General features: G+C 43.5%; 29 protein-coding genes. 21 read left to right on the forward strand and 8 right to left on the reverse strand.

The annotated features are described in order from the left end of the window. The first annotated feature begins 13 nt into the window (after positions 1 to 13). The 6 genes from ACWU4D_RS09735 to fdxB all read left to right on the forward strand — a co-directional run bounded on the left by ACWU4D_RS09735 (position 14) and on the right by fdxB (position 4901). The gene (locus ACWU4D_RS09735) at positions 14 to 706 is read left to right on the forward strand and encodes a NifB/NifX family molybdenum-iron cluster-binding protein (RefSeq protein WP_456051228.1); all 693 of its coding nucleotides are present in this window, start codon (positions 14 to 16) and stop codon (positions 704 to 706) included. Further along, positions 699 to 1001: a hypothetical protein gene (locus tag ACWU4D_RS09740; protein WP_456051229.1), complete on the forward strand. Its 303-nt coding sequence runs from the start codon at positions 699 to 701 to the stop codon at positions 999 to 1001. Before ACWU4D_RS09735 ends, ACWU4D_RS09740 begins: the two co-directional genes overlap by 8 nt. Positions 1002 to 1289: 288 nt before the next feature. Further along, the gene (gene nifE, locus ACWU4D_RS09745; RefSeq protein ID WP_456051230.1) at positions 1290 to 2714 is read left to right on the forward strand and encodes a nitrogenase iron-molybdenum cofactor biosynthesis protein NifE; all 1425 of its coding nucleotides are present in this window, start codon (positions 1290 to 1292) and stop codon (positions 2712 to 2714) included. Positions 2715 to 2724: 10 nt separating this feature from the next. Continuing rightward, entirely contained in the window at positions 2725 to 4092 is a 1368-nt protein-coding gene (gene nifN, locus ACWU4D_RS09750) for a nitrogenase iron-molybdenum cofactor biosynthesis protein NifN (RefSeq protein WP_456051231.1), read from the forward strand. A 1-nt stretch (position 4093) separates the two neighbouring features. After that, positions 4094 to 4582 carry a NifB/NifX family molybdenum-iron cluster-binding protein gene (locus tag ACWU4D_RS09755; protein ID WP_456051232.1) on the forward strand — a complete coding sequence of 163 codons (489 nt, stop codon included), beginning with the start codon at positions 4094 to 4096 and terminating at the stop codon, positions 4580 to 4582. A 25-nt stretch (positions 4583 to 4607) separates the two neighbouring features. Beyond that, positions 4608 to 4901 carry a ferredoxin III, nif-specific gene (gene fdxB / locus ACWU4D_RS09760; RefSeq protein ID WP_456051233.1) on the forward strand — a complete coding sequence of 98 codons (294 nt, stop codon included), beginning with the start codon at positions 4608 to 4610 and terminating at the stop codon, positions 4899 to 4901. 84 nt (positions 4902 to 4985) lie between these two features. Here fdxB and ACWU4D_RS09765 read toward each other — a convergent pair whose 3' ends face one another. Continuing rightward, positions 4986 to 5681: a glucosaminidase domain-containing protein gene (locus tag ACWU4D_RS09765; RefSeq protein WP_456051234.1), complete on the reverse strand. Its 696-nt coding sequence runs from the start codon at positions 5679 to 5681 to the stop codon at positions 4986 to 4988. 460 nt (positions 5682 to 6141) lie between these two features. On the opposite strand from ACWU4D_RS09765, the gene nifU reads away from it, so the two are divergent. The 13 genes from nifU to ACWU4D_RS09830 all read left to right on the forward strand — a co-directional run bounded on the left by nifU (position 6142) and on the right by ACWU4D_RS09830 (position 16747). Continuing rightward, positions 6142 to 7068, forward strand: coding sequence for a Fe-S cluster assembly protein NifU (gene nifU, locus ACWU4D_RS09770; RefSeq protein ID WP_456051235.1), 927 nt, complete (start codon positions 6142 to 6144; stop codon positions 7066 to 7068). After that, positions 7061 to 8290 carry a cysteine desulfurase NifS gene (gene nifS, locus ACWU4D_RS09775; RefSeq protein WP_456051236.1) on the forward strand — a complete coding sequence of 410 codons (1230 nt, stop codon included), beginning with the start codon at positions 7061 to 7063 and terminating at the stop codon, positions 8288 to 8290. Before nifU ends, nifS begins: the two co-directional genes overlap by 8 nt. 11 nt (positions 8291 to 8301) lie before the next feature. Next, positions 8302 to 9462 (forward strand): homocitrate synthase, encoded by a 1161-nt coding sequence (gene nifV / locus ACWU4D_RS09780; protein ID WP_456051237.1) that lies wholly within the window; start codon positions 8302 to 8304, stop codon positions 9460 to 9462. A gap of 66 nt (positions 9463 to 9528) precedes the next feature. Continuing rightward, positions 9529 to 9813 (forward strand): nitrogenase-stabilizing/protective protein NifW, encoded by a 285-nt coding sequence (locus ACWU4D_RS09785; RefSeq protein WP_456051238.1) that lies wholly within the window; start codon positions 9529 to 9531, stop codon positions 9811 to 9813. Between the two features lie 21 nt (positions 9814 to 9834). Further along, positions 9835 to 10323 (forward strand): nitrogen fixation protein NifZ, encoded by a 489-nt coding sequence (locus ACWU4D_RS09790; RefSeq protein WP_456051239.1) that lies wholly within the window; start codon positions 9835 to 9837, stop codon positions 10321 to 10323. A 75-nt stretch (positions 10324 to 10398) separates the two neighbouring features. After that, positions 10399 to 11232 carry a peptidylprolyl isomerase gene (locus ACWU4D_RS09795; RefSeq protein ID WP_456051240.1) on the forward strand — a complete coding sequence of 278 codons (834 nt, stop codon included), beginning with the start codon at positions 10399 to 10401 and terminating at the stop codon, positions 11230 to 11232. Between the two features lie 8 nt (positions 11233 to 11240). Further along, a complete protein-coding gene (modA, locus tag ACWU4D_RS09800) occupies positions 11241 to 11975 on the forward strand; it encodes a molybdate ABC transporter substrate-binding protein (protein ID WP_456051241.1) in 735 nt (244 codons plus the stop codon). A 19-nt stretch (positions 11976 to 11994) separates the two neighbouring features. Beyond that, on the forward strand, positions 11995 to 12669 hold the full coding sequence (gene modB / locus ACWU4D_RS09805; RefSeq protein ID WP_456051242.1) for a molybdate ABC transporter permease subunit: 675 nt from the start codon (positions 11995 to 11997) through the stop codon (positions 12667 to 12669). A gap of 19 nt (positions 12670 to 12688) precedes the next feature. Then, positions 12689 to 13768, forward strand: coding sequence for a molybdenum ABC transporter ATP-binding protein (modC, locus tag ACWU4D_RS09810; protein WP_456051243.1), 1080 nt, complete (start codon positions 12689 to 12691; stop codon positions 13766 to 13768). A 154-nt stretch (positions 13769 to 13922) separates the two neighbouring features. Continuing rightward, positions 13923 to 14678 carry a hypothetical protein gene (locus tag ACWU4D_RS09815; protein ID WP_456051244.1) on the forward strand — a complete coding sequence of 252 codons (756 nt, stop codon included), beginning with the start codon at positions 13923 to 13925 and terminating at the stop codon, positions 14676 to 14678. 225 nt (positions 14679 to 14903) lie between these two features. Next, positions 14904 to 15668, forward strand: coding sequence for an ATP-binding protein (locus tag ACWU4D_RS09820; RefSeq protein WP_456051245.1), 765 nt, complete (start codon positions 14904 to 14906; stop codon positions 15666 to 15668). Positions 15669 to 15921: 253 nt separating this feature from the next. Next, entirely contained in the window at positions 15922 to 16203 is a 282-nt protein-coding gene (locus ACWU4D_RS09825; RefSeq protein ID WP_456051246.1) for a type II toxin-antitoxin system Phd/YefM family antitoxin, read from the forward strand. Positions 16204 to 16312: 109 nt separating this feature from the next. After that, positions 16313 to 16747 carry a GNAT family N-acetyltransferase gene (locus tag ACWU4D_RS09830; protein ID WP_456051247.1) on the forward strand — a complete coding sequence of 145 codons (435 nt, stop codon included), beginning with the start codon at positions 16313 to 16315 and terminating at the stop codon, positions 16745 to 16747. Positions 16748 to 16894: 147 nt separating this feature from the next. On the opposite strand, the gene ACWU4D_RS09835 is transcribed toward ACWU4D_RS09830, so the two are convergent. The 3 genes from ACWU4D_RS09835 to ACWU4D_RS09845 form a co-directional block, all read right to left on the reverse strand. Next, a complete protein-coding gene (locus ACWU4D_RS09835; RefSeq protein WP_456051248.1) occupies positions 16895 to 17392 on the reverse strand; it encodes a GNAT family N-acetyltransferase in 498 nt (165 codons plus the stop codon). Next, a complete protein-coding gene (locus ACWU4D_RS09840) occupies positions 17389 to 17661 on the reverse strand; it encodes a type II toxin-antitoxin system TacA family antitoxin (protein ID WP_456051249.1) in 273 nt (90 codons plus the stop codon). Before ACWU4D_RS09840 ends, ACWU4D_RS09835 begins: the two co-directional genes overlap by 4 nt. A gap of 273 nt (positions 17662 to 17934) precedes the next feature. Next, positions 17935 to 18993 carry a TRAP transporter substrate-binding protein gene (locus ACWU4D_RS09845; RefSeq protein WP_456051250.1) on the reverse strand — a complete coding sequence of 353 codons (1059 nt, stop codon included), beginning with the start codon at positions 18991 to 18993 and terminating at the stop codon, positions 17935 to 17937. Positions 18994 to 19450: 457 nt separating this feature from the next. Here ACWU4D_RS09845 and ACWU4D_RS09850 point away from each other — a divergent pair, with 457 nt between their 5' ends. Together ACWU4D_RS09850 and ACWU4D_RS09855 are read left to right on the forward strand one after the other, a co-directional pair. Beyond that, on the forward strand, positions 19451 to 20593 hold the full coding sequence (locus tag ACWU4D_RS09850) for a DNA alkylation repair protein (RefSeq protein ID WP_456051251.1): 1143 nt from the start codon (positions 19451 to 19453) through the stop codon (positions 20591 to 20593). A gap of 119 nt (positions 20594 to 20712) precedes the next feature. After that, a complete protein-coding gene (locus ACWU4D_RS09855) occupies positions 20713 to 20898 on the forward strand; it encodes a hypothetical protein (RefSeq protein WP_456051252.1) in 186 nt (61 codons plus the stop codon). A 70-nt stretch (positions 20899 to 20968) separates the two neighbouring features. On the opposite strand, the gene ACWU4D_RS09860 is transcribed toward ACWU4D_RS09855, so the two are convergent. The 4 genes from ACWU4D_RS09860 to nifB all read right to left on the reverse strand — a co-directional run bounded on the left by ACWU4D_RS09860 (position 20969) and on the right by nifB (position 23711). Beyond that, positions 20969 to 21289: a hypothetical protein gene (locus ACWU4D_RS09860; RefSeq protein ID WP_456051253.1), complete on the reverse strand. Its 321-nt coding sequence runs from the start codon at positions 21287 to 21289 to the stop codon at positions 20969 to 20971. A 259-nt stretch (positions 21290 to 21548) separates the two neighbouring features. Continuing rightward, a complete protein-coding gene (locus ACWU4D_RS09865) occupies positions 21549 to 22106 on the reverse strand; it encodes a nitrogen fixation protein NifQ (RefSeq protein WP_456051254.1) in 558 nt (185 codons plus the stop codon). Next, entirely contained in the window at positions 22103 to 22363 is a 261-nt protein-coding gene (locus ACWU4D_RS09870) for a 4Fe-4S dicluster domain-containing protein (protein ID WP_456051255.1), read from the reverse strand. The genes ACWU4D_RS09865 and ACWU4D_RS09870 overlap by 4 nt, the downstream gene beginning before the upstream one ends. Then, positions 22341 to 23711, reverse strand: coding sequence for a nitrogenase cofactor biosynthesis protein NifB (gene nifB / locus ACWU4D_RS09875; protein ID WP_456051256.1), 1371 nt, complete (start codon positions 23709 to 23711; stop codon positions 22341 to 22343). The genes ACWU4D_RS09870 and nifB overlap by 23 nt, the downstream gene beginning before the upstream one ends. Positions 23712 to 23766 lie beyond the last annotated feature (55 nt).

Here is a 23766-nt window from a genome sequence, read left to right on the forward strand (position 1 = left end):
GGGAGGAGTGGAGATGAAACAAACGATTTCAGATGCTGCAGCGTTACGTGTTGCGTTGGCATCAAAGCAGTTACCCAGCGTTGATCTACGCTCTTTGCTTGGACTACTGATTCAACACTTGGGTGAGCCATTAACAGAAATAAAGCTCGTCGACTTATCACCTAAGGCTTTTCGCGTCATGGTTGCATCTCTTTGTGAGACGATCAGCCGAAAAGAAGTCTCTAATGCCTTGTCGATTTTATGTAATCCGGAAATTGGTGATGATGTTCCTAAAGTGCCAGCATTCAATTTTATGGACACACCAAACCTCCGAGTCGCGATGACATCGAATCAAGGCAATATGTTAAATGGTCACTATGGCTCATGTATTCGGGTACTTATCTACGATGTTTCTGCCACGCAGTATCAGTTGGTGGATGTGCGTGATATGCCTTCTGATTCGAAAGGCGAAGAGCGTGCGATTGCAATGTTGGATAAAATCCGAGATTGTCAGATGTTATTTACCTTGTCGATTGGTGGGCCTGCAGCCGCTCGGGTAACTCGTGCCAATATTCACCCAATTAAAAAACCTGCAGCCACTTCAGCGGACCTAGTCTTAAGTGAGTTATCTAACGTAATCGCAACGAACCCACCGCCTTGGATTCGACGTTTTTTAGGGGTAAATCCGATGCAGACTGAGTTGGCATTGGAGGAATGTTATGAGTGATATTGAAGCACCATTTGCCATTGAACTGGTCACCCATTCAACGCTAAAAGAGATTACTTCATCACTTGATATGGTAAGTTCGATTGACGACATCACAATCGCGAATTTAAGAAATGATTACCCAAATTTGCGGTTTACGTTTTGTTATGACTCTGAAATGGGGTCGCGTGATGCGTATATCGAATGCAATGGGTATGACATTCACCTTGTCGCTCATAGTACCAATGGATGCAGCGGTCTGACCGAAAGACTAGAGAGTTGTACAGGAGTCGTGATTGCCCTTCATGATGAATGATATGTTACCCCTTTCCCCGACACGATAAGCCAGTATTCCCCACTTGTGGTGAATAACTGGCCAATCGTGGCACTTTGCTCCCTCGCTTTCTAATCGATTTTAATCATTGCCACAATGGTGATTTGTGTGTTGTTCCCCGATTGTCACTTTTATGACAATTTGACCTAACAAAAACGAACAGATTGAATTTAATTAAATTAAAACAATAGGTTAAGTTTGGCGTTCTAATTGCAATATACCTAGAAGATTATTCGTTTTGAATAACAATTGCGAAGGCATGGAGGCGTTATGAAGCAGTCAGAAATAAAATTATTACAAGATGAACCCGCTTGTGAACATAACTCTGGACCTAAAACTGGTTGTGCAAGGCCAACTCCAGGAGCTACCGCGGGAGGGTGTCCTTTCGATGGTGCACAAATAAGTCTTTTACCGATTGCAGATGTTGGTCATCTTGTTCATGGACCGATTGGGTGTGCGGGAAATAGTTGGAACAATCGAGGAACCAAAGCGACAGGAACGAATCTGTTTCGGTTGGGCTTTACTACCGATCTCAACGAGCAAGATGTGATTATGGGGCGTGCAGAAAAACGTTTGCTACACGCTATCAAGCAACTGATTTTAGAACATCAACCTCCGGCTGTTTTTGTTTATATGACCTGTGTTCCTGCACTTGAGGGAAATGACGTTGACGCAATTTGTGAAATGGCCCAAGAGCGTTATGGAATTCCGGTTGTTCACGTGGATGCTGCCGGGTTTTATGGCAATAAGAATCTCGGCAATCGAATCGCAGGCGAAGTGATGGTCAACAAGGTGATTGGTACCGCAGAGCCGCCGCCAAAGCCAATGATGAAACACGATCCCACTCAACAAGTTCACGATATTGTATTGATCGGCGAATACAACATTGCTGGTGAATTCTGGTATGTCTCCCCATTGTTTGAAGAGCTAGGCATGCGGGTGTTGTGTTGTATGTCTGGTGATACGCAATTTCATCAGATTCAAACCATGCACCGAGCACAAGCTGCGATGGTGGTGTGTTCTCGAGCGCAAATTAACGTTGCCAGAAAACTTGAAGAAAGTTGGAACGTTCCATGGTTTGAAGGCAGCTTTTATGGCATCGAAGATACCTCATTTGCATTGCGACAGTTCGCCAAATTGATCGGTGATGAAAAGCTGATTGCTCACACTGAAGAAGTGATTGCTCGTGAGGAACAACGAGTGCGTGACGCTCTGAAACCTTATGCCGACATATTAAAAGGTAAAAAAGCACTCTTGTATACCGGCGGTGTGAAATCCTGGTCTGTGATCAGTGCGTTATCGGAATTGGGGATTGAAACCGTGGCGACAGGAACCACAAAATCAACTCAAGCGGATAAAAACCGAATTATCGACATTATGGGGGAAGATGCATTGATGCTCGATGAAGGAGGCGCAAGAAACCTTCTTGATATTTACGACAAATACGATGCCGATGTGTTGGTCGCGGGCGGCCGGAATATGTACACCGCACTTAAAGCGCCACTTCCTTTCCTTCACATCAATCAAGAACGAGAAATGGCCTACGCTGGATATGAAGGAATGATCACCTTAGCAAAAGAGTTGACGCGAACCATGACCAGTCCGGTATGGAATAAAGCAAGCAGCACTGCTCCGTGGGATAGAACGATTGAGACCGCGGCGTTAGACATAGTGACTTCATCAATGAAAGGATAGGGCGTTTATCATGACTAAAATTACTCGAATTAATTCACCTTTATCCACGCAACCATTAAAAACCAGCCCAGCTACCGGTGCGACAGTCGCAAGTCTAGGATTTCGCCATTCTATACCATTGATGCACGGTGCTCAGGGATGCAGCGCGTTTGCTAAGGTCTATCTCATCTCCCATTTTAGAGAGGCGATACCACTACAAAATACCGCCATCGATCAAATAGCGGCAGTGATGGGCGGAGATGAAAATCTTGAACAAGCATTAGCGTTATTGTGTGATAAGCATTCACCGGATCTTATTGCAGTAATGACGACAGGTTTAACAGAGCTGCAAGGGACTGATATTTCTCGTGTCATTCTAGAGTTCAAGACCGCCAATCCTCAGTACCACGCGACCCGCATTGTCAGTATGAATACGCCGGACTTTACTGGCACGATGCAAACAGGCTTTGCACATGCTGTCGATCGAATTGTTCGTCAGCTCGTTCGCCCACCTTCAGGAATCAAAAGGCAGCGTAAACAGGTCAATGTATTGTGCTCGGTCGGTATGACGGGGGCCGATATCGAAACTATGAAGCGCTATCTCGATGCGTTCGATTTGGATTCGGTCATTGTGCCTGATATTTCTCAGTCTCTCGATGGGCATATGGGCGATCTCGATTTCACACCAGTCAGTATGGGCGGAACCACTGTGGAAGAAGTGGAAATGATGTCCGACAGTGCATTAACCCTTGTCGTGGGGGAGTCGATGCTCCCAACGGGGAAATGGCTCGAGAAGTGCTTCAATATCCCACTTGTCTATTCCAACATGGGGATGGGGATCGAAGTGGTTGATGACCTGATTGTGTGTTTATCCGACCTAAGTGGTGTTGCGGTGCCAGAATGGATCACACGAGCTCGTAAACGCTTGCAAGATGCGATGGTGGATACTCATTTTCTGCTGACGAATGCAAAGGTTAACCTTGGCTTAGAACCCGACCTTGCTTGTGGTTATGCTCAGATTTTAACCGATATGGGAACAAGGATAGGGCGAATTGTGACCACGCTCGACACCGCGAAATTGGCAGAAATAGACGCTCAAGACATTATTATCGGTGACCTCTCTATGTTGCTACCCAAAGGAGAATCGGTGTCGGCGGTGATCAGTAATACTCACGCCGCTCAAATATGTGAGCCTAAAGTGCCTGTTGTCAGAGCGGGTTACCCATGCCATGACCAATACGGCAATATGGATGTGCGTCAATTTGGTTATGAAGGAACGCGCGAACGAATATTTGCTTTAGCCAACCAACTGCTGAGAAATCACAAAGAAGAAGTGACGCCTCATGTGAGTGCTTACCGTTTCTCTTCTGATCAAGTTACGAAGAAGGAGAGCGCATAATATGTTTAAGAGCGAGCGCAAATTGCATGTGGAACCCACTCCAGATGACAGTCTGTTCCGTATAAAAGTGGGTTTTACGACCTTAGATCGCCACCGTGTAGACCAACATTTTGGTAGCGCGAAATGCGTATTGATTTATGGCTTAAATGAGACCGAATGGCATCTGTTAGAAGCCATCGAATACAGCAACTCCAACTCTCAAACGCACGATAAACTGCCGATTCGAATTGGAGATTTATCTGCTTGCTCTGCGGTGTATTGCAATGCCTGTGGACCGTCAGCAATTCGCCAATTGCTTGATAAAGGTATTCACCCGGTAAAAGTGACTGAAGGAAGCAATATTCACGACTTAATGCGTGATTTACAACTTGAGCTTATAGAAGGGCCAACTGGATGGTTATCTCGTGCAATAAAAACGACAGTTGATGAACGACAAAAGGCTGTCGACAAGGCTCAGCGTTTGTCTGATTTAATGGATGAAGATTGGTAAATTAAAATAGAAAGGAAGCAATAGTATGGCAAACATAACGGGTAAAACCAAAGGTGGTGCAGATTGGGAACCGCAATTTATTTCAGAAGTGGATCAAGATAACTGTATTGGCTGTGGGCGCTGCTACAAAGTCTGCTCACGTAACGTTTTCAATTTGATCGAGAAAGCAGGTGATGAAGATGAAGACGACGATTACTACGATGAAGACGAAATGATGATGGTGATGACCATCGAAAATGAAGACGACTGTATTGGTTGTATGGCTTGTGCCAAAGTGTGTCCAAAAGATTGTCAGACATTTTCACCTGCGGCAGCATAAAGCAGAGGAAATTTAAAGCAAACAAAGGTGGCTATAATTCGGCCACCTTTATCTAGCAATTTAATCCAGCAAGAGCAGTGTATTTTAGTTGTTATCATGATCATCAAACTTATTAGCCTTGATTATTACCGCCAACTCTTCCCCATATAAGCTCCCTTTTTCTGAGTAACGGTCTAATTTGGTCACCAGTACAAATGGATCGTCGGTCGTCATCTTGGTTTGTCGAAATTCAGTAAAGGCATTACCTTGGGCTAAAACTCGATAATAGTCATAGACCGATTGTTTAACAGAGCTGTATTTTTTTACCCAAATCGTTTTATCACCACGTTTTTGTAATGCTGCAATACGAGGTTCATCCTCATCAAAAGACCATACTCCAAAAAAGTTGTTGGCTTCGCGTGAAAAACGAGAAGTTGCCCACGAACTTTCCATGGCAGCTTGCGCTAATGCGATACTTTTTGGGTGCGGTTTTAATGCCATTAGTAGCTCATTGTTGGTCGTCACCTTGTATTGAGATTTTAATTTTTCTATCTTATTGCTGCCTTCCTCAGCGTCTATTTTTTGTTTGATCTCTAGATATTGTTGCATTAAATCGGCGTAGACATGATCCACTGCCGGAACAAGCAGCTCGTTAAATCGTGCTTTTTTCTCTGCGACAGTCATTGTGGGTAATTCAGTTTCTTGTGGGGGTTTCTCGACAGTAAATAAAGTAATCATCGAAGCGGTAACTAATATCAATGCAATGACAACGATTATTTTCGTTTGCTTAGTAAGCGGCAAGTTTCTTTCCTTCTGATGCTGTAAAAATAATTAATGATAATGTTAATACATCATTACCAGTACAGTCAGACAGGTCAAGCATTAACAATACCAATGTACTTCAAAATATTCACCTTCGAGTTATTACGGAAAAATAATGAATCAAGATTAAATTAGCGAACTGACCATATAGCACGTTATTTAATTTGTCAGATCTTGTACAACATGTTGTCCTCACTACAACCAACAATTTTTGTTCGCTTTATAACAAAGGCGACACAGAACTGAATTAATTGTCTGTTTTCTTGTTTGGAATGGTATCCCGTAAAATTTCTAATGGAATAATATCAGTGACTTACATCACATTTTTGTTGTGGTGCGACAATTGCAGCCATTTTGTTAAAAGCTCAAATAAACTGGGTTTATCGTTTTGACCCATGGTTAGCAATGGACGTGTTGGCGCGATAAGTAAGGAGAACTTATGTGGGATTATTCTGAAAAAGTAAAAGAGCATTTCTTTAATCCAAAGAATGCAAAGCTGTTAGCAGACGCATCCGCGAGAGGCGATGTAGGTTCGATTAGTTGTGGTGATGCACTAAGCCTTACTTTGGACATTGATCCAGTGACGGAAGTGATAAAAGATGCTGGATTTCAAACCTTTGGTTGCGGTAGTGCAATCGCCTCTTCGTCCGCTTTGACTGAGATGATTATCGGAAAAACGGTTGATCAAGCTCTTGCGGTTACTAACCAAGATATTGCCGCATTTTTGGATGGATTACCCCCAGAAAAGATGCACTGCTCTGTTATGGGAATGGAAGCATTACATGCGGCAATTGCAGATTTTCGTGGCGAAGTGATTGAAGACGATCACGAAGAGGGAGAATTGATTTGTAAGTGCTTTGCTATCGATGATCTGATGATTAAGCGAACGGTTAAAGCGAATAAGCTTACAAGTTTAGATGAGGTGATCAATTACACCAAAGCGGGTGGTGCCTGCTCAGCTTGCCATGAAAAAATCGAATATGTCCTCGAAGATACGCTGAAAGAGATGGCGATTGATGCTTGCCATAGTCAGGCCGTCAATCCAGAGCCTGTTGTTAACACTATTGAGCTTGTTTCCGAAGAAAAATCGGCCGAGTTAAAAGATAAGATCGAACTGATAGAAACCGTTATTTCTGAAGCGAGGCCAAGCATTGTCGCAGACGGCGGCGATATTAAGTTAGTTGATGTTGAAGATGACATGGTGTTTGTTTCGCTAACGGGTAACTGTACCGGGTGTGGCTTATCAGGACTTACATTGGCGAATGTTGAATACAAAATATCCAAAGCATTGGGAGAGTCGATCACGGTCTTCCCCGTACAAGATACCTCAGTAGTACCGCAAAAAGAGGAGGCTTACAATGCTTAAACATATCAATCCAAATGATAAATTTGTCTATCTCGACAATAACGCGACAACCCGTATCGATCCTCGTGTTCTAGAAATCATGATTCCGTATCTTGACCAATATTATGGTAATCCGTCCTCAATTCATAAATTAGGGGCACGAGTCGGTCAGGCTGTGGAAATTGCACGCGAGCAAGTTCAAAAGCTGATTGGCGCTAAGTACGCGACAGAGGTGATATTTACCTCATGCGCAACAGAAGCAACTTCTACAGCAATTTTGTCGGCGGTAGAAGCGCATCCCGATAAAAAAGAGATCATTACCAGCGCGGTTGAGCATCCCGCCACATTAGAGTTGTGCCAGCACCTTAAACGCAAAGGCTATACGATTCATATTATTGATGTGGATAACAAAGGTAATTTCAATTTAGAAGCGTACGCGAAAGCGCTAAATGAGAATGTCGCGATAGTGTCGGTTATGTGGGCAAACAACGAAACCGGCACGATATTCCCAGTTGAAGCAATCACCACCATGGCTAAAGCAGTGGGAGCACAAGTCCATATTGATGCGGTGCAAATGGTGGGTAAGCGTATGATCAATGTTGATGAAACAGAGATAGATATGCTCTCAATTTCTGGGCACAAATTTCATGCTCCCAAGGGAATTGGCGCTTTGTATCTGCGTCGTGGCACACGTTTTCGTCCACTATTGCGTGGTGGTCATCAAGAACGTGGCCGTCGAGCTGGAACTGAAAATGCCGCTTCGATCATTGCATTGGGTAAAGCAGCAGAATTAGCCTTAGATGCGGTAGAGCAAAATACTCATCGGATTCAATTGATGCGTGACCGTTTAGAGCAAGGCATTCTTGCGCGAGTTCCAAGCTGTTTTGTCACAGGTAATCCAGCTAAACGAGTGCCAAATACTACGAATATAGCCATCGAATATGTGGAAGGTGAAGCGCTGTTGCTGATGATGAATCATGTGGGAATCGCCGCTTCATCTGGCTCGGCATGTACATCGGGTTCTCTTGAGCCATCACATGTGATGCGCGCGATGAATATTCCGTTTACTGCGGCTCATGGTACTTTGCGCTTCTCTTTTTCTCGTTTCAATACCGACGAAGATGTTGACCATGTGCTCGAACATTTACCGGGAATCGTCGCTCGTTTAAGAGAGATGTCGCCTTATTGGAATAACGAAACCAATCAAGGGTCGGTAGAGGCATTTGATCCCACTTACGCTTAGGAGTATGCACTATGTCCTATAGCTCGTCATTGCCTTCTGGGGCATTAGCAAGCGGCGTGGTGTTTAACGACACCACACTTCGAGATGGAGAACAAAGCCCAGGTGTTGCCTTTACCAAGGAAGAAAAAGTGCACATCGCGCAGATGCTTGAATCAGCCGGTGTTACTGAACTAGAAGTGGGCATTCCTGCCATGGGCGCGTCTGAGCAGAGAACGATTAAAGCGATTTGCCAATCCTTATCGAGCGCAACAACCATGGCATGGTGTCGGATGACCGAAGCTGATGTGCATAGCGCCACTGACCTTGGTCTTGATTGGGTTGATCTATCTATCCCCGTTTCTGCACAGCAGCGTCGTAGCAAACTTAACCTCCCTCTTCGAGATTTACTTCAACATTCGGATCAAGTGATTAAGCAAGCGCGAGATAGAGGGCTAAAAGTGTGCGTGGGAATGGAAGATGCTTCACGAGCTGATCATGAGACCTTGGTTCGAGTTGCCGAGATGGCACAACATGCAAGAGCGGAACGTATTCGATATGCCGACACACTCGGTATCCTTGACCCTTTTGCTACCTACGCTCACATTTCAGAATTACGAAGTGAAACGGATATTGCGATTGAAATGCACGCGCACAACGACCTTGGTTTGGCAACGGCCAATACCCTTGCAGCGATTCGTGCCGGAGCAACGTCTATCAATACCACGATTAACGGGCTTGGAGAGCGAGCAGGGAATGCACCGTTAGAAGAGGTCGCGGTGGCAATATCAGTGTTAACCCAATCAACCTGCGGCATTGAGTTAACTCAACTGCCTGATTTATGTCATTACGTTTATCTTGCGTCAGGAAGACATTTCTCACCGCAAAAAGCGATTGTTGGAGATTCGGTTTTTACCCATGAATCGGGGATACACGTCGATGGCTTGCTGAAAGACATAAACAATTATCAAGGGTTTTCTCCGAGCATCGTTGGGCGAGAGCACCAATTTGTACTAGGAAAACACTCTGGTGTACACGCTATTGATACCGTGTATCGAGACCTAGGAATTACCCTGTCTCCACGTCAATGCGAGCAGCTTAAAGATCCTTTGAGACAATGGTCTGAAACGCAAAAATGCATACCCAATATGGATGATTTAATTGGCTTAGCAAGTGCTGTTGTTTCTAAGCTCTAGGAAAAGAAATTGGGAAAGAAAATCGAGAAAACCATGAGCTAGAGTGTGAAGTCGAAGGAGTAAAGAATGAATGATATAGCGACAGCAACATTTGAAGACGATATTGAAGAGCTTGAATCGGCGGAAGATTTCCTTCATTTCTTCGACGTCGAATTTGATGCGGAATTGGTGACGCGTAAGCACATTCCACTATTGCGGTTATTTCAACAGATATTGGATAGACACGATGGCACACCAAGCTACAGCGCCTATAAGAAAGCGTTATGTTCCGCTTATAAGCAACTTGAATTAGGGCGAGAGCTAGCGTTCGCAAGCGGTGGTTGTGACGGTTGTACTTCGTGTGATGACTAAGGGAACAAAGGAATCAGAACTATGGATGGATTAGGGATACGCTTTGAAGCAGGTGAAGAGGTTAGAGTTGTTCGCAATATTCGAAATGATGGCAGTTTTAAACATGTCCCAAAGGGAGAATTATTGATTGAAGCTGGAGAGGCCGGAATTGTTCGCACTTATGGTTACTTTCTTCAAGACCAAATCATTTTTCAAGTCTATGTCCCTCGACTAAATGAAGTGGTTGGTGTTCGTGATACTGAGTTGATTAAGTCTGATTTGGAGTGGATACCTTGCTTATTCCGTTCTATGGATATAGCACAGTTAACGGTTTCCCTGTCGATGAACAAAGAAGTTATCGCAAAGAAAGGCGACACTGTCGAAGTTTATCGAGTTCATCGTGATCTTGCAGATGGCGCGCTTGAGTATGAAGTTTCAGTCGACGACAACCTATTTCGCATAGACTCTCGATATTTGATCGTGCCCTTCAATGATAAACATGTTGCTCCGCAATTGGCCGCGTCGGCTTAAGAGATGGATATTGGTTCGATATCTTGGTTTTTAGTTACGCGGTCACATAAAAACAAATATTAAAAGGATTTGCTAATGGATGAGCAAAAACGCAGTTATCTAACCATCAAAGTTGCCACGGAAATGTTTGAGCTTAACCCTCAACATTTAACCAGTCAGCAGCTAGGCGAGGTGGAAGAGCGGGTGGAACGTGTTAATGATTTACAACAGAGAATTCTTAATGCACCGGAAGCGGCCGAGATCGACATATCATCTGAAGAACTACAGGGTATTTACCAGCTGAGTGTTGAGCGTTTTCCATCGAAAGAAGAATTTTTTGCTTCACTACAAGCGCAAAGCTTGAGTGAGAAAGGGTTAAAATTAGCGCTTTCTGATGAACTTAAATGTGAGAAAGTAATGGAATTGGTCTCACAACAGATCCCGCCGCTTGATCCCGCGAACGCATTGGCGTATTTTGAGAAAAATCGCCTAGAGTTCTCTCGCGCAAAAACGTGGGAAATGAGCCAGATTCTAATCACAATTAATGATGACTACGCAGAAAACACACGCGCTACGGCGATGGCAAGGATTCACTCTATTGCCGAGCAAGTGACGTCGCGTAATTTCGCTCAACTTGCATTAGAGCATTCAGAATGCCCCAGTGCGCTAGAAAATGGCAACTTAGGCTGGTGTGAAGAAGGCAAGCTCTTTCCTGAAATCACTAACGCACTTTACGCGCTGCAACCTGGTCAGATTAGCCAGCCTATCGAGACCGAGATAGGCTTTCATATTGTGCAGTTCCATGATCAAAAAGAGCCTCGTGTTGCGACGTTCGAAGAAGCGTTGCCTTTTTTGCAGGAAAAACATGCCGCGAGAGCACGCCACTTTTTGCAGAAACAATGGATCGCTCAATTAATAAAACAGCCTTAGGTAATGCAATGAATAAATTCGCCTTGATGAGTCTTATAGCGCTTTGGAGTACTCCGTTTGTCGTGTCTGCTGAAGAGGCTACGGTGGCTGTCGCTAATAACTTTTCTGGGCCAATGAAAAAGCTAATCAATGACTTTTCTGCTCAATCTGATCACGTTATTCAAATCAGTACAGGAGCAACGGGTCAACTCTATGCTCAAATAATTAATGGCGCACCCTTCGATCTTTTTTTCTCTGCCGATACCGCTAGGCCAGAAAAGCTGGTTGCAGAAGGGTTAGCCAGTGATAAATTTACCTATGCAAAAGGCACTTTGGTGTTGTGGTCTGAAACGGCTGGAATTGATGTCAAAAAGCAGTTAACCGATCTCGACTTTGAATACTTTTCTATGGCAAACCCCAAACTTGCGCCTTATGGTTTAGCGGCGCAACAAGCGTTAGAAAAATTAGCCCTTTATGATAAAATGCGCGCTAAAGTGGTATTGGGAAAAGGCTTGAATCCGACGTATCAATACATTGTCACTGGAAACGCCCAACTTGGCTTAGTCGCGAAGTCTCAGGTTTTCTCTAACAATGCGTTTAAAGCGGGTTCGTACTGGGAAGTTCCTAGCGACGACTATCAGGAAATTAAGCAAGATGCGGTTACGTTAACAATGGGCAAAGACAACCCTGCAGCTCAAGCGTTTCTTGCGTATTTAAAGACCGAACAAGCCCAAAGCATCATCACCAGTTATGGGTATCAATAAACCTCAATAGAGAGATCAAATGGCGGTAGACTGGTTAGTTATTGCAACAACGTTAAAGCTGGCCTTCGTCGTCACGATTTGGTTGCTTATTTTGGGTATCCCAGCAGCATGGTGGCTGTCGGTTACCAAGTATCGTTATAAAGGCGTTGTCGAAGCGATCTTCTCGTTACCATTAGTGTTGCCACCGACTGTACTGGGTTTCTATCTTCTGCTATTACTTGGGCCTCACGGTTGGGTGGGGCAGGGGCTAGCGAAACTGGGTATCTCTCAATTGCCTTTTTCTTTTGCGGGCATCGCCATCGCCTGTATTATTCATTCGTTCCCATTTGTTATTCAGCCATTAAAAAATGCGTTTGAAGCGATTGGCAAACGCCCAATGGAAGTTGCTGCAACACTTCGCTCATCTCCGTTTGATACCTTTGTTCACGTTACCTTACCGCTAGCATGGCCGGGTGTGTTTTCTGCGGCTATTATGGGGTTCTGCCATACCTTGGGTGAGTTCGGAGTCGTCTTGATGATTGGTGGCAATATCCCGGGAAAAACTCGCGTCATGTCGGTAGAAATATATAACTATGTTGAAGCGTTAGAATTCGGCAAAGCTCATGTGCTTGCTGGAGGCTTAGTCGCTTTTTCATTTGCTTCTTTATTGTTGATGTATTGGATAAATACTCGACGTCGTTACCAGATGGCCTAATAACCCTGAGGCTTATGCATTGCACGATTTACACGCAGAATTTGCTATAGATTACCCAAGCTTTCGTCTTGATGTCAGTTTAACGCTACCGGCTCAAGGTATTACCGTGCTGTTTGGTCATTCGGGCTCGGGTAAGACGACCTGCTTGCGCGCGATGGCAGGGCTCGAGCATTTAAGTTCGGGTTATTTTTCCGTTGGCAATGAAGTGTGGCAGGATTCCAAACAAGGTGTATTTGTTCCTACTTACCAACGTGATTTAGGTTATGTGTTTCAAGAGGCTGGTTTGTTTCCACATTTGAGTGTGAAACAGAACTTAGAGTTTGGTTGGAAGCGTACTCCGAAAGAAAAACGTAAGATCTCGGTGATAGAGATATGTCAGCTTTTGGGCATTGATCACTTGTTAGAACGTTCGACCGAACAGCTCTCTGGTGGTGAACGTCAGCGCATTGCGATAGCACGAGCACTACTGACTTGTCCCAAACTGTTGTTAATGGACGAACCGCTCTCTGCATTGGATGTTGGTCTCAAATCGGAAATTCTCCCTTACTTAGAAAAGCTGCAACAAACATTTGAAATTCCCATTGTGTACGTAACCCATTCAGTCCAAGAAATGGCGCGACTTGCCGACCATATTGTGCTGTTTAATCGTGGTCAGATTGTGGCTTCAGAAAACGCACAAACCGTGATGTCTAAGCCTGAGTATCTACCGATATTTCGTGATGAAATTGGAAGTATTTTTGATACCACTGTCACCGAGCATCAAGATCCTCAAATCACAAAGTTGGATGTTGGTGGTGTGGTCATTTGGGCGCCTGGGACTGTAGGGGAAGTGGGCGACCGTTATCGTTGTCGAATTCTCGCCTCCGATGTGGCGCTATCTCTCAAAGAACCATCGTTAACCACAATGCTAAACCAACTCCCCGTCACTATTTCATCCATTGAGGGTATGAACAATGCCTCTGGTCAGGCATTGGTGGTACTTAAGTTATCCAATAGTCAAAAACTACTGGCTAAAGTCACTTTGCGGTCAATTGCGGTATTAGGTTTAGAAGAAGGCCTTACTGTATGGGCGCAGATTAAGTCTGTTGCGTTATCCTAATCCTCGTCTTTTATAAGTTTTCACTAGAAACTTTTAACGATACTACATTAAGTTCATATTGTTCCGTTGGTTAGCAGGGGTTCATTAGATATACTGAATGGATGAATTCGTGCTGGCACGATATTAAAATGTTAGGGCTCAGAGGGAATCTGAAATGTATGAAGCATTTTCACTAGGTAAAATAGTGAGTAAAGTTGACTTGGTTCTTCCGAGAAAAGTGACTCTTACAAAGAGAGAGCCTGAACGAGTGATGCACTATATGACCTCGTTCAATATGAATACTCCGACTCGATATAGAACTGTTCGTGTTGAAGAGTCTAGAAGTTCAAAGCTTATTGGTATTTTGTTTGCTCATCCAAACTCTCCATTAGCAAAATCTGAGATTGTTGATCATTTAAATCAATTTCATTACCGCTCCGGAGAGGCCGTAGATTTCTTTTGTGTCGGTTATGGAGCATATTGGCCTGAAAACTACCAGCCTGATACCCGTAAAGCTACATCAATTGATGGTACCGAATGGCTCTTTAGTGATGCTGCTTTTTCTCAAGTAATTGATGAAGTTGAAGAATTAACAAAGTGGCAATACAGTGGGGAAACAGAGCTACTTTTACTGTCTGCAATCAAGGATGATACTGGAGAGGCCAAATTAGATTTTGGTTCTGCAATAGTGTGTAACTTAGAAGCAATGAGTAAGGATCAGGCTTTTACTTCTGTTCGAGCTTTCTTTGAGGGAATTTTTCGCTTTGCAAAAAAGAATAGCTGCTCTAACCCGGCATGGGGCTTAAGTGATGCGGCTGGTCTTGATATAGCGGGTTCATCTATTAAGCAAGCAGTTCTATCATTGCTCCCTAGTAACCTCAAAGACTCATATAAAAAAGCAGAGCATTATGTTATTCGCAATATCGCATAATGCTCTAACAAGCCGCTCAACCGGATTAGGCTTCGCCACGCGCGGTTAGCTTGGCGTTGAGGTTGTAGAATAACTCGTTTTTTATTAATTCATTAGAAATTGTATTCTTTAACGTGTTGTTTTATTTGACCATTAAATTTTAAAATTGCTGTGTTTTCTCGAAAATGGAGAAATTCTACAGACTCGTTAGTTGTTTCTTAGCATAATCATTCGAAGGAGAGATAGTTGATCATTAACAAAAACTGGAACTTGCAGTGTGCTTTTGAAGCAATTAATAGTGCTTATTATCCCGGCGGTTTGCAGAGTGGTCCACAACGAAATCGACAGATTGAAACGTGGGGGCAATTAGTAGGAAAAACAAAGGCAATTACTGAGTTGGACTCATTGATTGGAGAATACGGCTCCACCAATAAATTGTCGAAAGCTGTTCGGATGAGCCCAAGTACGATTAAGCAACTAAGAGTTTTTTTTGAATCGTTACCAGATGAGCTAGAGGTTGTTGGTGAGACCTGTGGTTATGACTTTATTGAGGGTCAAGAGTGTTCTATCGAAGAAGATCTGACTCATGAGTTTAAAGAAATTAAGGGGCGTAATCCTGCAAAGTCTATTCAAAACCTCGTAGACGAATATGTCATCGCTTTCCTAAATAGCTCGGGTGGCAGTATTTTTTGGGGTATATGCGACGATGCTGTTGTCAAAAGCCTTAAATTAACCTCAAGCCAAAAAGATGATATTAACAAAGTAATAAACGCAAAAATTAATACGATTGAACCATCAATTGATCCTACCAAAATCAAAGTTGCTTTCCATTCAGTGGCTGAGGTTGATGCTGGTTATGTTCTAGAAGTGAATGTTCCTAAGTCTAACTCGGTCGGACTATTTTTTAACTCATCAGGCCAAACGTGGGTAAGGGTAAATGGGTGTAAGCAAAAGCTACAAGGCATAGCTCTTCAAGATTACATTGTTGATCGTGTACAAAAAAACAACTAACAAAGGCATAGCTCTTCAAGATTACATTGTTGATCGTGTACAAAAAAACAACTAACAAAGGCATCAAGGTGACGCTTTACACTCGGCGGCTTTGGTATGAAGTTCAGTGGTCTTGGTGAGTTGGTCGTCGCGCACCTTATGCCCGGCGTTGGTATGACTCCTCGCGTCAAGTAGAACACAAAATCAGGCTATTGCTCAAAATCGCTAGTTGAACCATTATTTGTACATTAAATTGTACTATTGGGAGTTCAGCATGAGCCGCATCAATTTTGATCAAGATATTCAGCCTTTGTCTGAATTTCGCGCTGGCGTGACGTCATTTATTAAACAGATTAACGAAACTCGTAGACCACTAGTAATCACACAGCGTGGTAAAGGTGTTGCGTTTGTCCTTGATGTTACGGAATATGAAGCAATGCAAGAGAAAATCGAGTTACTGGAAGAAATGCTTACAGCTGAAGCACAGTTAGCTTCAGGCTTAGGTGTTTCCAATGAAGACGCTCGTGCTCAAGTGTTGGAGCGTATTAAGAAATGAAAGTAGTCTGGTCACCACTAGCATGGCTCTAGCGTTCAGCTAAACCACGATTGATTGGAGATCCGCAGTCTGAGTGGGGAGTCATTATGTCTATGGGTAAGGAGGCCAAATGGAACTTATTGAGTTAGAAAACACAGATGAGTTGTATAAACAGGCTCTGGATTTGAGGTATGAATTGTTCTTCCGTGAACCAGATCTTCCCCGAGAAATATTGTTTGATGCACTCGAAGAAAATAGTTTTCATATTGCAATGATAGATAGTGGTGCTTTATGCGCTTATGGCCGATTAAGCGAAGAAGATTCGCGTTTATTTAAGATTTCTCAGATGGTAGTCCAACCAAGTATGCAAGGACAGGGCTTGGGTACTAAAGTACTTACGAAGCTAACGTATATGGCGTTAGAAAAGGGGGCTGAAGAGATATATTTAAATGCTAGGCTGCATGCCGTATCAATGTATGAAAAATTAGGTTTTACGACTTCAGGTGAGTCTTATATAGCAAAGAGCACGGGAGTACCGCATATAAAGATGGTCAGGTGTGTTTGAATTACCCATAACAATAAATTTAAGAAGATTTGCAACACTTGGTACTTTTGGTTTGAATCAGCTTTAGTGTTGACGGCACAATGGTTTAGGTGGTTGCGTTGCTCACACCTTAACGCGGCGGTTGGTTTGCTAAAGGCTACTGGTTAACTAGCCTAAGCTTGCTCTCACATCAGCAATTGTGATGAATAGTTTGTTTTCAGCGTCTTCAAATGCTTGAAAACCATAGTGTTCATAAAAATGTTTAGCACCATCTTTGGCATCAACGATAACAACTGGAAATGCAACGCTATCACTAGCAGCTAACAGCTTTCTGAGTGCGTCGATAAGCAGCCACTCACCAAAGCGTATCCCTTTATATCGCTCATCGACAGCAAGACGAGCAATCAGACCACCAGAGGTGGATGATTGGTGCTTTTTCTGTAACTTCTCGGGCAATGCCTTTAAGTCAATTGGCGTCATTGTTAGCGTGTAAAAGCCGATGATATGTGAGTTGTCGTTATCATCTTCCAAAACAAACGTTCTGGTGTTGTCTTTCTTTGCTTGCTGACTCGCCGTTACTTTTAAGTAATTATTGAGAGCCTCGGTGCCACAGTTGAATCGGTTTCTATTGTGTTTAGCTTTATCTAGAAGCACCGTATTCATCATTGAGTTTTGCTCTCGTATCGACCAGCTGCAGCTTTTAGTTTTGAGTTCTGTGTTGCAGGACGGTCTAAAGCTTCCATCAGCAACATAGCGTCAGCTTGGCTCAGTTTTAAAGCTTGTTCACGTTCGATGACTTGTTTCGCTTTTTCAATTGCAGCGCTTAGAACAAATGAGTTTATGCTAGACATGCCAGCGATCGCGGCAGCTTTAGTCAGTAAATCTTGTGTGTCGACATCAACTCTAGCGGTGATGCGAGGCAAGTTAGTAGCCATTATATTATCTCCTGTTGTGTCAAAATGTCACATAGGTATTATGGTCTTAAAGTGTGCAATATGCAATTAATGTGTCACTTTGGCACGCATGGAACTTTTTCTATGCGTAGGTTTCAGTGATTAAGGTGGTTGCGGGACCCTCTGCTAATAATTGAAATGAGTTATCACGTATTTTTAAATAACTATTTCTTTGTGCTTGACTCCATGTTAGTTGGGGTAATGGAATAAAAAAGGCCCGCATGTGCGAGCCCCTTGAAGGTAGATAACTTGGGATTAGTTATTTTCCAGATAAGACTTAGTTGAAATGTCTGTCCATGCGCGGACTTTATCTAGGTAGTTATCCTGAGAATCAATGATTTTCTTCGCTAGCGGATCTTGTTCTGCATACTCTTTAAGTAGTGCTTGTGTTTCCGCGCGCATCTTATTCAGAACCTCTTCTGGGAAGTCACGAACTTTGATATCAGGGTTTTCGGCTAGCATTTTATCCCACGCTACTGCATTTTCATTGATAGCTTGGGTGTACATATTAAATGCTGAAGCTTTAAATGCCGTTTCTAGGATTAATTGCAGATCTTGAGGAAGCGAGTCCCACTTTTTCTTATTCACTAGGAACTGAGTTTCAGATCCCGGCTCGTGCCATGCTGTGTAGTAGAATGGGGCGATGTTTTGAAAGCCCATACGCAGGTCAAAAGCAGGGCCAACCCACTCTAGCGCATCGATGGTGTTACGCTCTAGAGAGGTGTAAAGTTCACCCGGTGGAATATTAACAGGCTTGGCCCCAACGCGAGCAAAAACCTCACCAGCAAAGCCCGGAATACGCATCTTCAGGCCTTGAAGATCGTCAATCGAGTTAATCTCTTTTCTAAACCAACCACCCATTTGGATGTCTGAGTTACCACCCGGGAACGAAAGCAGGTTAAATGGTTCGTACACTTCTTGCATTAGCTCCATCCCGCCACCGTGGTAGAACCAAGCATACTGTTCTGTGGTCATTAGACCAAAGGGCATCGAAGAAAAATAAAGCGTGTTTGGAACCTTTCCTTTCCAGTAGTAAGAGCTAGAATGCCCAAGATCATATTGACCAGAGCGCACCAAATCAAACACACCAAGTGGTGCTTTATGTTTATTAGCCGAGTCAATTCGAATTTGAAGGCGGCCGTTTGACATGCCTTCAGCCAAGCGTTTCATCTCTTTAGTTGAATCACCAAGAATTGGAGTGTTAGGGCCCCATGTTTCAGCAAGTGTTAGACGATAGACTTTGTCAGCGGCTTGGGCAGTAAAAGCAAACGCTGAAAGCGCTGCGATCGCTGTCGCTTTTACTAGAAGTTTCATCGGTTTATCCATTCTTGTTCGCTCTCCGTATGAACGTTAATTATTATTTACACCTAGGGTCTTTTCCGTAGGGTCTTCGTATCGGGCATGGCAGTCAAGTCGTATATATTGAGCGGCTTTTACTAAAGCTATGCAGAATATCTAATTTAACTAGAGATACATATTTGCAGCATTGTAAAGATGTATTTACACAGAGTAAAGTGACGAATTTAAGTAAAAAGTTGAAATATAATTTTTAGTTGGCTAATCACGGATTTGTCACAGATTATCGTTCAAAAAGGCCATCTTATATCCGTTCTTACTCAATACTCATCTCATGAAGCTTGGTAAGCTAACGCATGGTTTAATATGACATGCAGTGACCTATATGGCCGTATACTTATGGTTCGCTTTTATGGTGAATTTAAGTTGGGTATCACTGCTCAATCATTGATATATAAACCGGGGGGATAGGTTCATGCCAGAGGCATTTAAACATATATTTAATACTAGTTTAGTCGAGCACCTTGCTAGCCAATTAAAACAGGTGTACCAAGGGTTTGATGACGCTGCCTTTGTCGCTGCGGTGAATTGCAAGCTGGAAACTCTGGAATTAAAACAGCGCAGTGACCTTATTTGTCATCAATTGCATCACTTCTTGCCTTCAGATTTTGCACACACTGGTCAATTGTTACATGCGGTATTGGGGGAGCGGATTGATTCTGAAGCGCCAGATGCCACTCGTACAAACCCCAGCAGGAAAACGGGGGTTAATGGATGGGCTGTAATGCCGTTAGCCGATTATGTCGCTCAACATGGTATGGCTCATTTTGATTTATCTATGGATCTATTAAGGGAGATGACCAAACGCTCAAGTTCCGAATTTGCGATTAGACCTTTTTTGGATCAAAACACAGAACAAACGATGAAGATTCTCCATCGATGGGCAGAAGATAAAGACGAACATGTGCGCCGCTTAGCCAGTGAAGGCTCTAGGCCTCGTTTACCTTGGGGAATGCGGCTTAAGAAATTTGTAACCGATCCTAGCCCCTTACTGCCATTATTGGATAAGCTCAAAGATGATTCGAGCGAATACGTTCGGCGATCCGTAGCCAACAATTTAAACGATATTAGTAAAGATCACCCAGACCTTGTAGCGAGTGTGGCTCTTGACTGGATGATTAATGCCAGTGAGGCGCGAATAAAATTGGTGCGCCATGCTTGCCGTAGTTTAATAAAAGTAGGACATGCAGAGACCTTACAAGCTCTGGGGTATGGTAATGCGGAGCTTGGTGATTGTACTCTAACGCTTTCAGCGCCAACGCTAGATTTTGGAGGCTCGCTTCAGCTTAGTGTGACGATTCCCTCTAAAGCTAAACATTCGCAGGAGTTAATGATTGATTATATTGTGTATCATCAAAAAGCGAACGGGACTGTCTCTCCAAAAGTGTTTAAATGGCGTAGCGTTCACCTGGCTTCAGGAAAAACGTTAACTGTTCATAAAAAGCACACCATAAAACCAATAACCACGCGAACCTATTACCCAGGAGTTCACAAAATTGAAGTACAGGTAAACGGGACGATTGTGGCTGAGAATGCGTTTGAGCTATTCATGCCATAACACGCTTAACCATTCTATTTTTCCCGCAATTCAAGGTGCATTGATAACCTGAGTATTCGCTCTAGGATTGTTTTGTTACAATGCGCCCAATAATGAATTTTGATTTAGGACTAAGAAGTATGAGAACAAACCTGATTTCAATGACGGTAGGGATGTGGATTACGTCTATTTTGCTCTACGCGAACCAAGAGCTGGGTCATACTGGGACGTGGATCTTTATTGGATTGTGCGCTGCGATGACCGCTGGATTGATCTGGGATTACGTGCGGACGTCAAAGAAGAAAAAGAGCGAAAACGCAGAATAAAAAATAGCCCCAATGTTTATTCTTATTAATGAATGAATAAACATTGGGGCTTTTTTGTGTCAATAAATCGTTACAGGCTCAATTCCGCTGAGATAATATCGATGTGTTTGTCTGATTTAAGTGGGATTGAATCACTGGTGCTGTGCGTTGCACAAACTGGAACCACGTACAACTTATCGTTATTTTGGCTTGTTTTGACGAGAATTCCATGATGAGCGTGACCATTACAGCCTCTAACCGAACATGCATTAAACTCACTACGTTTAAAGTACTTCCAGTAGCTAAGCCAATTCTTTTTCGCGTTTTCGTTCAATTCATTATTCGAAACGTTATCAAAAACGATGGCGTTATCGGTCATTGGGTTGCTATACGAAGAAGTATCTAAATACATGTTGTCACCTTAAATTTCAAAAACGAGCGCCAGCTCACATGATGAAAAATTTACTCCTTTTTTGTGGAAAAAAACAACAAATTCTACTAGTGAACATTCAAAACTGAATAAAATTTGATCTAACGCAGATTGTTAGTAATTTTATTACGTTTGTTTTAGTTGGAGTTAAATTTAAGACTTATTTCTCATGGCATTTAATGGCTTTTGGAAATATTTAGTAACAGTATATATTTTATGTTTAAGCATTGTTGTGCGGGTGTTAACTGGCAATGTCAACCGCCACATCGGTGATAAAACACTCACTATAGCTGGAGCATGTATCGCAACTTGGAGAGCGGCACACATAGTCGCCACCGTTCTCACACAGCTGCTTATACAAGAACCGTTTCCAGCGCATATTTTGATTATTAAGTTGATATAGCGATGGGAAATAGCATTTAAACAACTGACCTAACCTTGCGCGCTCTGGTAGCCCTAAATCGTGCCATAAATGTGACCCACTCATGCAAGCGGCTGTAATCACTTGGGCCATTGTTTCGGCGTCGTTAGCCAGATCTTGTGTCGATGCATTGATGTGTTGATAAAGTAACTCATACACCTGTTGGCATTCATCTAGGCGCATTTCCATTAACTCCCCACGGGTTCGACGTGCAGGGAGTGCATGAATGCGGCTGATATCCTTGATGTCCAACCTTGCTAGGATTTGATGATAATCGGCTTCCTCGAGGCCAATAAATGGAGGAAGCGCGGTGTGACCTGCAAGATACTGACTGATAATTGGTCGCCAAAACAAGTGAAGTGCATTTGTTGGTATCATCGGCAACTCTCAATATGAAGACCGGTTAGGCTACCGATTGGGTTTACTGGGATACTGTTCTCGTTGATTATTGCCCCTTCTATTGGGCAAATACTGGCGCATTGAGGGTCGTCAAACTTATCTTCACACCCAGTACAGCGTTTGGCATGAATTCGGAACTGATTTGAATCGTCGGCATCAGCATAGACAGCTTGGCTTGGGCAAACGAGTTTGCATGCATGGCAACCAACGCATTTATCCGTTATGGCATACTTCATGGAGAGCCTCCTTGTGCTGTGTTGATGAATCAAACTCGGTAATATGGAGCGCAACCTGCTTCAATGCATCAGCAGTGTATTCCATAGCAAAGTCCACGTTAGGCGTTACTCCGAGCTTTTCGAGTTGACGCCATGGAGCGATTCCCATTCGTGCAGAAAGAACCAACTGACAATCTGCTACCGTATTGATGATTTGCTCTTTCTCATCTTCATTCTCTAGGCATTCAGATTGACCGTTGCAGTAGGCGGCGACATTGCGCTCTTCGATGAAATTAAATTGTTGGCTGGTATAAGAATATCGATAAACTTCAAATACTTTCGCATGACCAAAATGGGTTTTGATTATTTCACTGCCATCGCTGGCAACCGCGACTTGATAGCCATCATTTACCGTATTGGTGTCAGATTCGGTTGAGCCACACGAGCGTTGTTCATCGGCAGTACTCGAACAGCCGCCAAGTGTTCCGACTGCATCGGCTCGACACTGCTGGCAGTGGGTCATCTGCGGCATATGGTCACCAGAAGCCGCTCGAGCATGTTGAATCTCTTCTTCACTGGGGCCTCGTTGGCCCGTTAAACCAAAATAGGTGCCGTGAGCCGGATCAGAAATTAACGGCATGATATTGTGCAGTAAAGCGCCACGTTGTTTTACAGTCGCTGACACGGCTTCAATATGGTGATCATTCACTCCTGGAATAAGTACGGTATTAACTTTCACCATCATTCCCGCTTTCGCAGCAGCTTCCAATCCCTTCATCTGTTGAGAAATAAGTGTTTTGGATGCTTCAATGCCACGCAGTCGCTTATAATTGAAATAGATCCACGGATAAATCTTCGCCCCAACCTCTGGGTCGATACAGTTGATGGTAATTGTCAGATGATCGACACCAAGTTGCGCCAGTCGGTCGACATGAGGTTCCAGCATCAATCCATTGGTCGATATACAGAGTTGAACGGATGGATCGGCTGCTTTGATTTTTTCCATGGTTTCAAATGTTGCTTGAGGGTTTGCCAATGCATCTCCAGGGCCTGCAATTCCCATCACGGTGAGATTGGGAGCCCGCTTCTTAATGGCTTGATACTGCTTTAGCGCCTGAGGTGGATCGACCAAACGCGATACAACTCCGGGGCGGGACTCATTGCTGCAGTCGTATTTACGGTTGCAGTAGTTACATTGAATATTGCATGCTGGCGCGACGGGTAAGTGCATTCTTGCATATTGATGGGCGTCTTTTGAATAACAAGGATGTGCCGCGATTTTGTCTTGCACCTCCCTTGAAAATAGGTGACTGATGTTGGTTTCAGACTCGTTAGAGTGAGGTGGCGCTGTATTTTGATGACTTTCCATGTCTACCTCTTCCATAAATAACTTTCGTAATTGTGGTGCCTTATGGTTAAGTGAT

It is taken from the genome of Vibrio phycocola (assembly GCF_053850235.1).

Bases quoted from the DNA above. Each gene is read 5' to 3' on its own strand.
- ACWU4D_RS09735 (WP_456051228.1), top strand. From the start codon at position 14: ATGAAACAAACGATTTCAGATGCTGCAGCGTTACGTGTTGCGTTGGCA.
- ACWU4D_RS09740 (WP_456051229.1), top strand. From the start codon at position 699: ATGAGTGATATTGAAGCACCATTTGCCATTGAACTGGTCACCCATTCA.
- nifE (WP_456051230.1), top strand. From the start codon at position 1,290: ATGAAGCAGTCAGAAATAAAATTATTACAAGATGAACCCGCTTGTGAA.
- nifN (WP_456051231.1), top strand. From the start codon at position 2,725: ATGACTAAAATTACTCGAATTAATTCACCTTTATCCACGCAACCATTA.
- ACWU4D_RS09755 (WP_456051232.1), top strand. From the start codon at position 4,094: ATGTTTAAGAGCGAGCGCAAATTGCATGTGGAACCCACTCCAGATGAC.
- fdxB (WP_456051233.1), top strand. From the start codon at position 4,608: ATGGCAAACATAACGGGTAAAACCAAAGGTGGTGCAGATTGGGAACCG.
- nifU (WP_456051235.1), top strand. From the start codon at position 6,142: ATGTGGGATTATTCTGAAAAAGTAAAAGAGCATTTCTTTAATCCAAAG.
- nifS (WP_456051236.1), top strand. From the start codon at position 7,061: ATGCTTAAACATATCAATCCAAATGATAAATTTGTCTATCTCGACAAT.
- nifV (WP_456051237.1), top strand. From the start codon at position 8,302: ATGTCCTATAGCTCGTCATTGCCTTCTGGGGCATTAGCAAGCGGCGTG.
- ACWU4D_RS09785 (WP_456051238.1), top strand. From the start codon at position 9,529: ATGAATGATATAGCGACAGCAACATTTGAAGACGATATTGAAGAGCTT.
- ACWU4D_RS09790 (WP_456051239.1), top strand. From the start codon at position 9,835: ATGGATGGATTAGGGATACGCTTTGAAGCAGGTGAAGAGGTTAGAGTT.
- ACWU4D_RS09795 (WP_456051240.1), top strand. From the start codon at position 10,399: ATGGATGAGCAAAAACGCAGTTATCTAACCATCAAAGTTGCCACGGAA.
- modA (WP_456051241.1), top strand. From the start codon at position 11,241: ATGAATAAATTCGCCTTGATGAGTCTTATAGCGCTTTGGAGTACTCCG.
- modB (WP_456051242.1), top strand. From the start codon at position 11,995: ATGGCGGTAGACTGGTTAGTTATTGCAACAACGTTAAAGCTGGCCTTC.
- ACWU4D_RS09815 (WP_456051244.1), top strand. From the start codon at position 13,923: ATGTATGAAGCATTTTCACTAGGTAAAATAGTGAGTAAAGTTGACTTG.
- ACWU4D_RS09825 (WP_456051246.1), top strand. From the start codon at position 15,922: ATGAGCCGCATCAATTTTGATCAAGATATTCAGCCTTTGTCTGAATTT.
- ACWU4D_RS09830 (WP_456051247.1), top strand. From the start codon at position 16,313: ATGGAACTTATTGAGTTAGAAAACACAGATGAGTTGTATAAACAGGCT.
- ACWU4D_RS09835 (WP_456051248.1), bottom strand. From the start codon at position 17,392: ATGATGAATACGGTGCTTCTAGATAAAGCTAAACACAATAGAAACCGA.
- ACWU4D_RS09840 (WP_456051249.1), bottom strand. From the start codon at position 17,661: ATGGCTACTAACTTGCCTCGCATCACCGCTAGAGTTGATGTCGACACA.
- ACWU4D_RS09845 (WP_456051250.1), bottom strand. From the start codon at position 18,993: ATGAAACTTCTAGTAAAAGCGACAGCGATCGCAGCGCTTTCAGCGTTT.
- ACWU4D_RS09850 (WP_456051251.1), top strand. From the start codon at position 19,451: ATGCCAGAGGCATTTAAACATATATTTAATACTAGTTTAGTCGAGCAC.
- ACWU4D_RS09855 (WP_456051252.1), top strand. From the start codon at position 20,713: ATGAGAACAAACCTGATTTCAATGACGGTAGGGATGTGGATTACGTCT.
- ACWU4D_RS09860 (WP_456051253.1), bottom strand. From the start codon at position 21,289: ATGTATTTAGATACTTCTTCGTATAGCAACCCAATGACCGATAACGCC.
- ACWU4D_RS09865 (WP_456051254.1), bottom strand. From the start codon at position 22,106: ATGATACCAACAAATGCACTTCACTTGTTTTGGCGACCAATTATCAGT.
- ACWU4D_RS09870 (WP_456051255.1), bottom strand. From the start codon at position 22,363: ATGAAGTATGCCATAACGGATAAATGCGTTGGTTGCCATGCATGCAAA.
- nifB (WP_456051256.1), bottom strand. From the start codon at position 23,711: ATGGAAAGTCATCAAAATACAGCGCCACCTCACTCTAACGAGTCTGAA.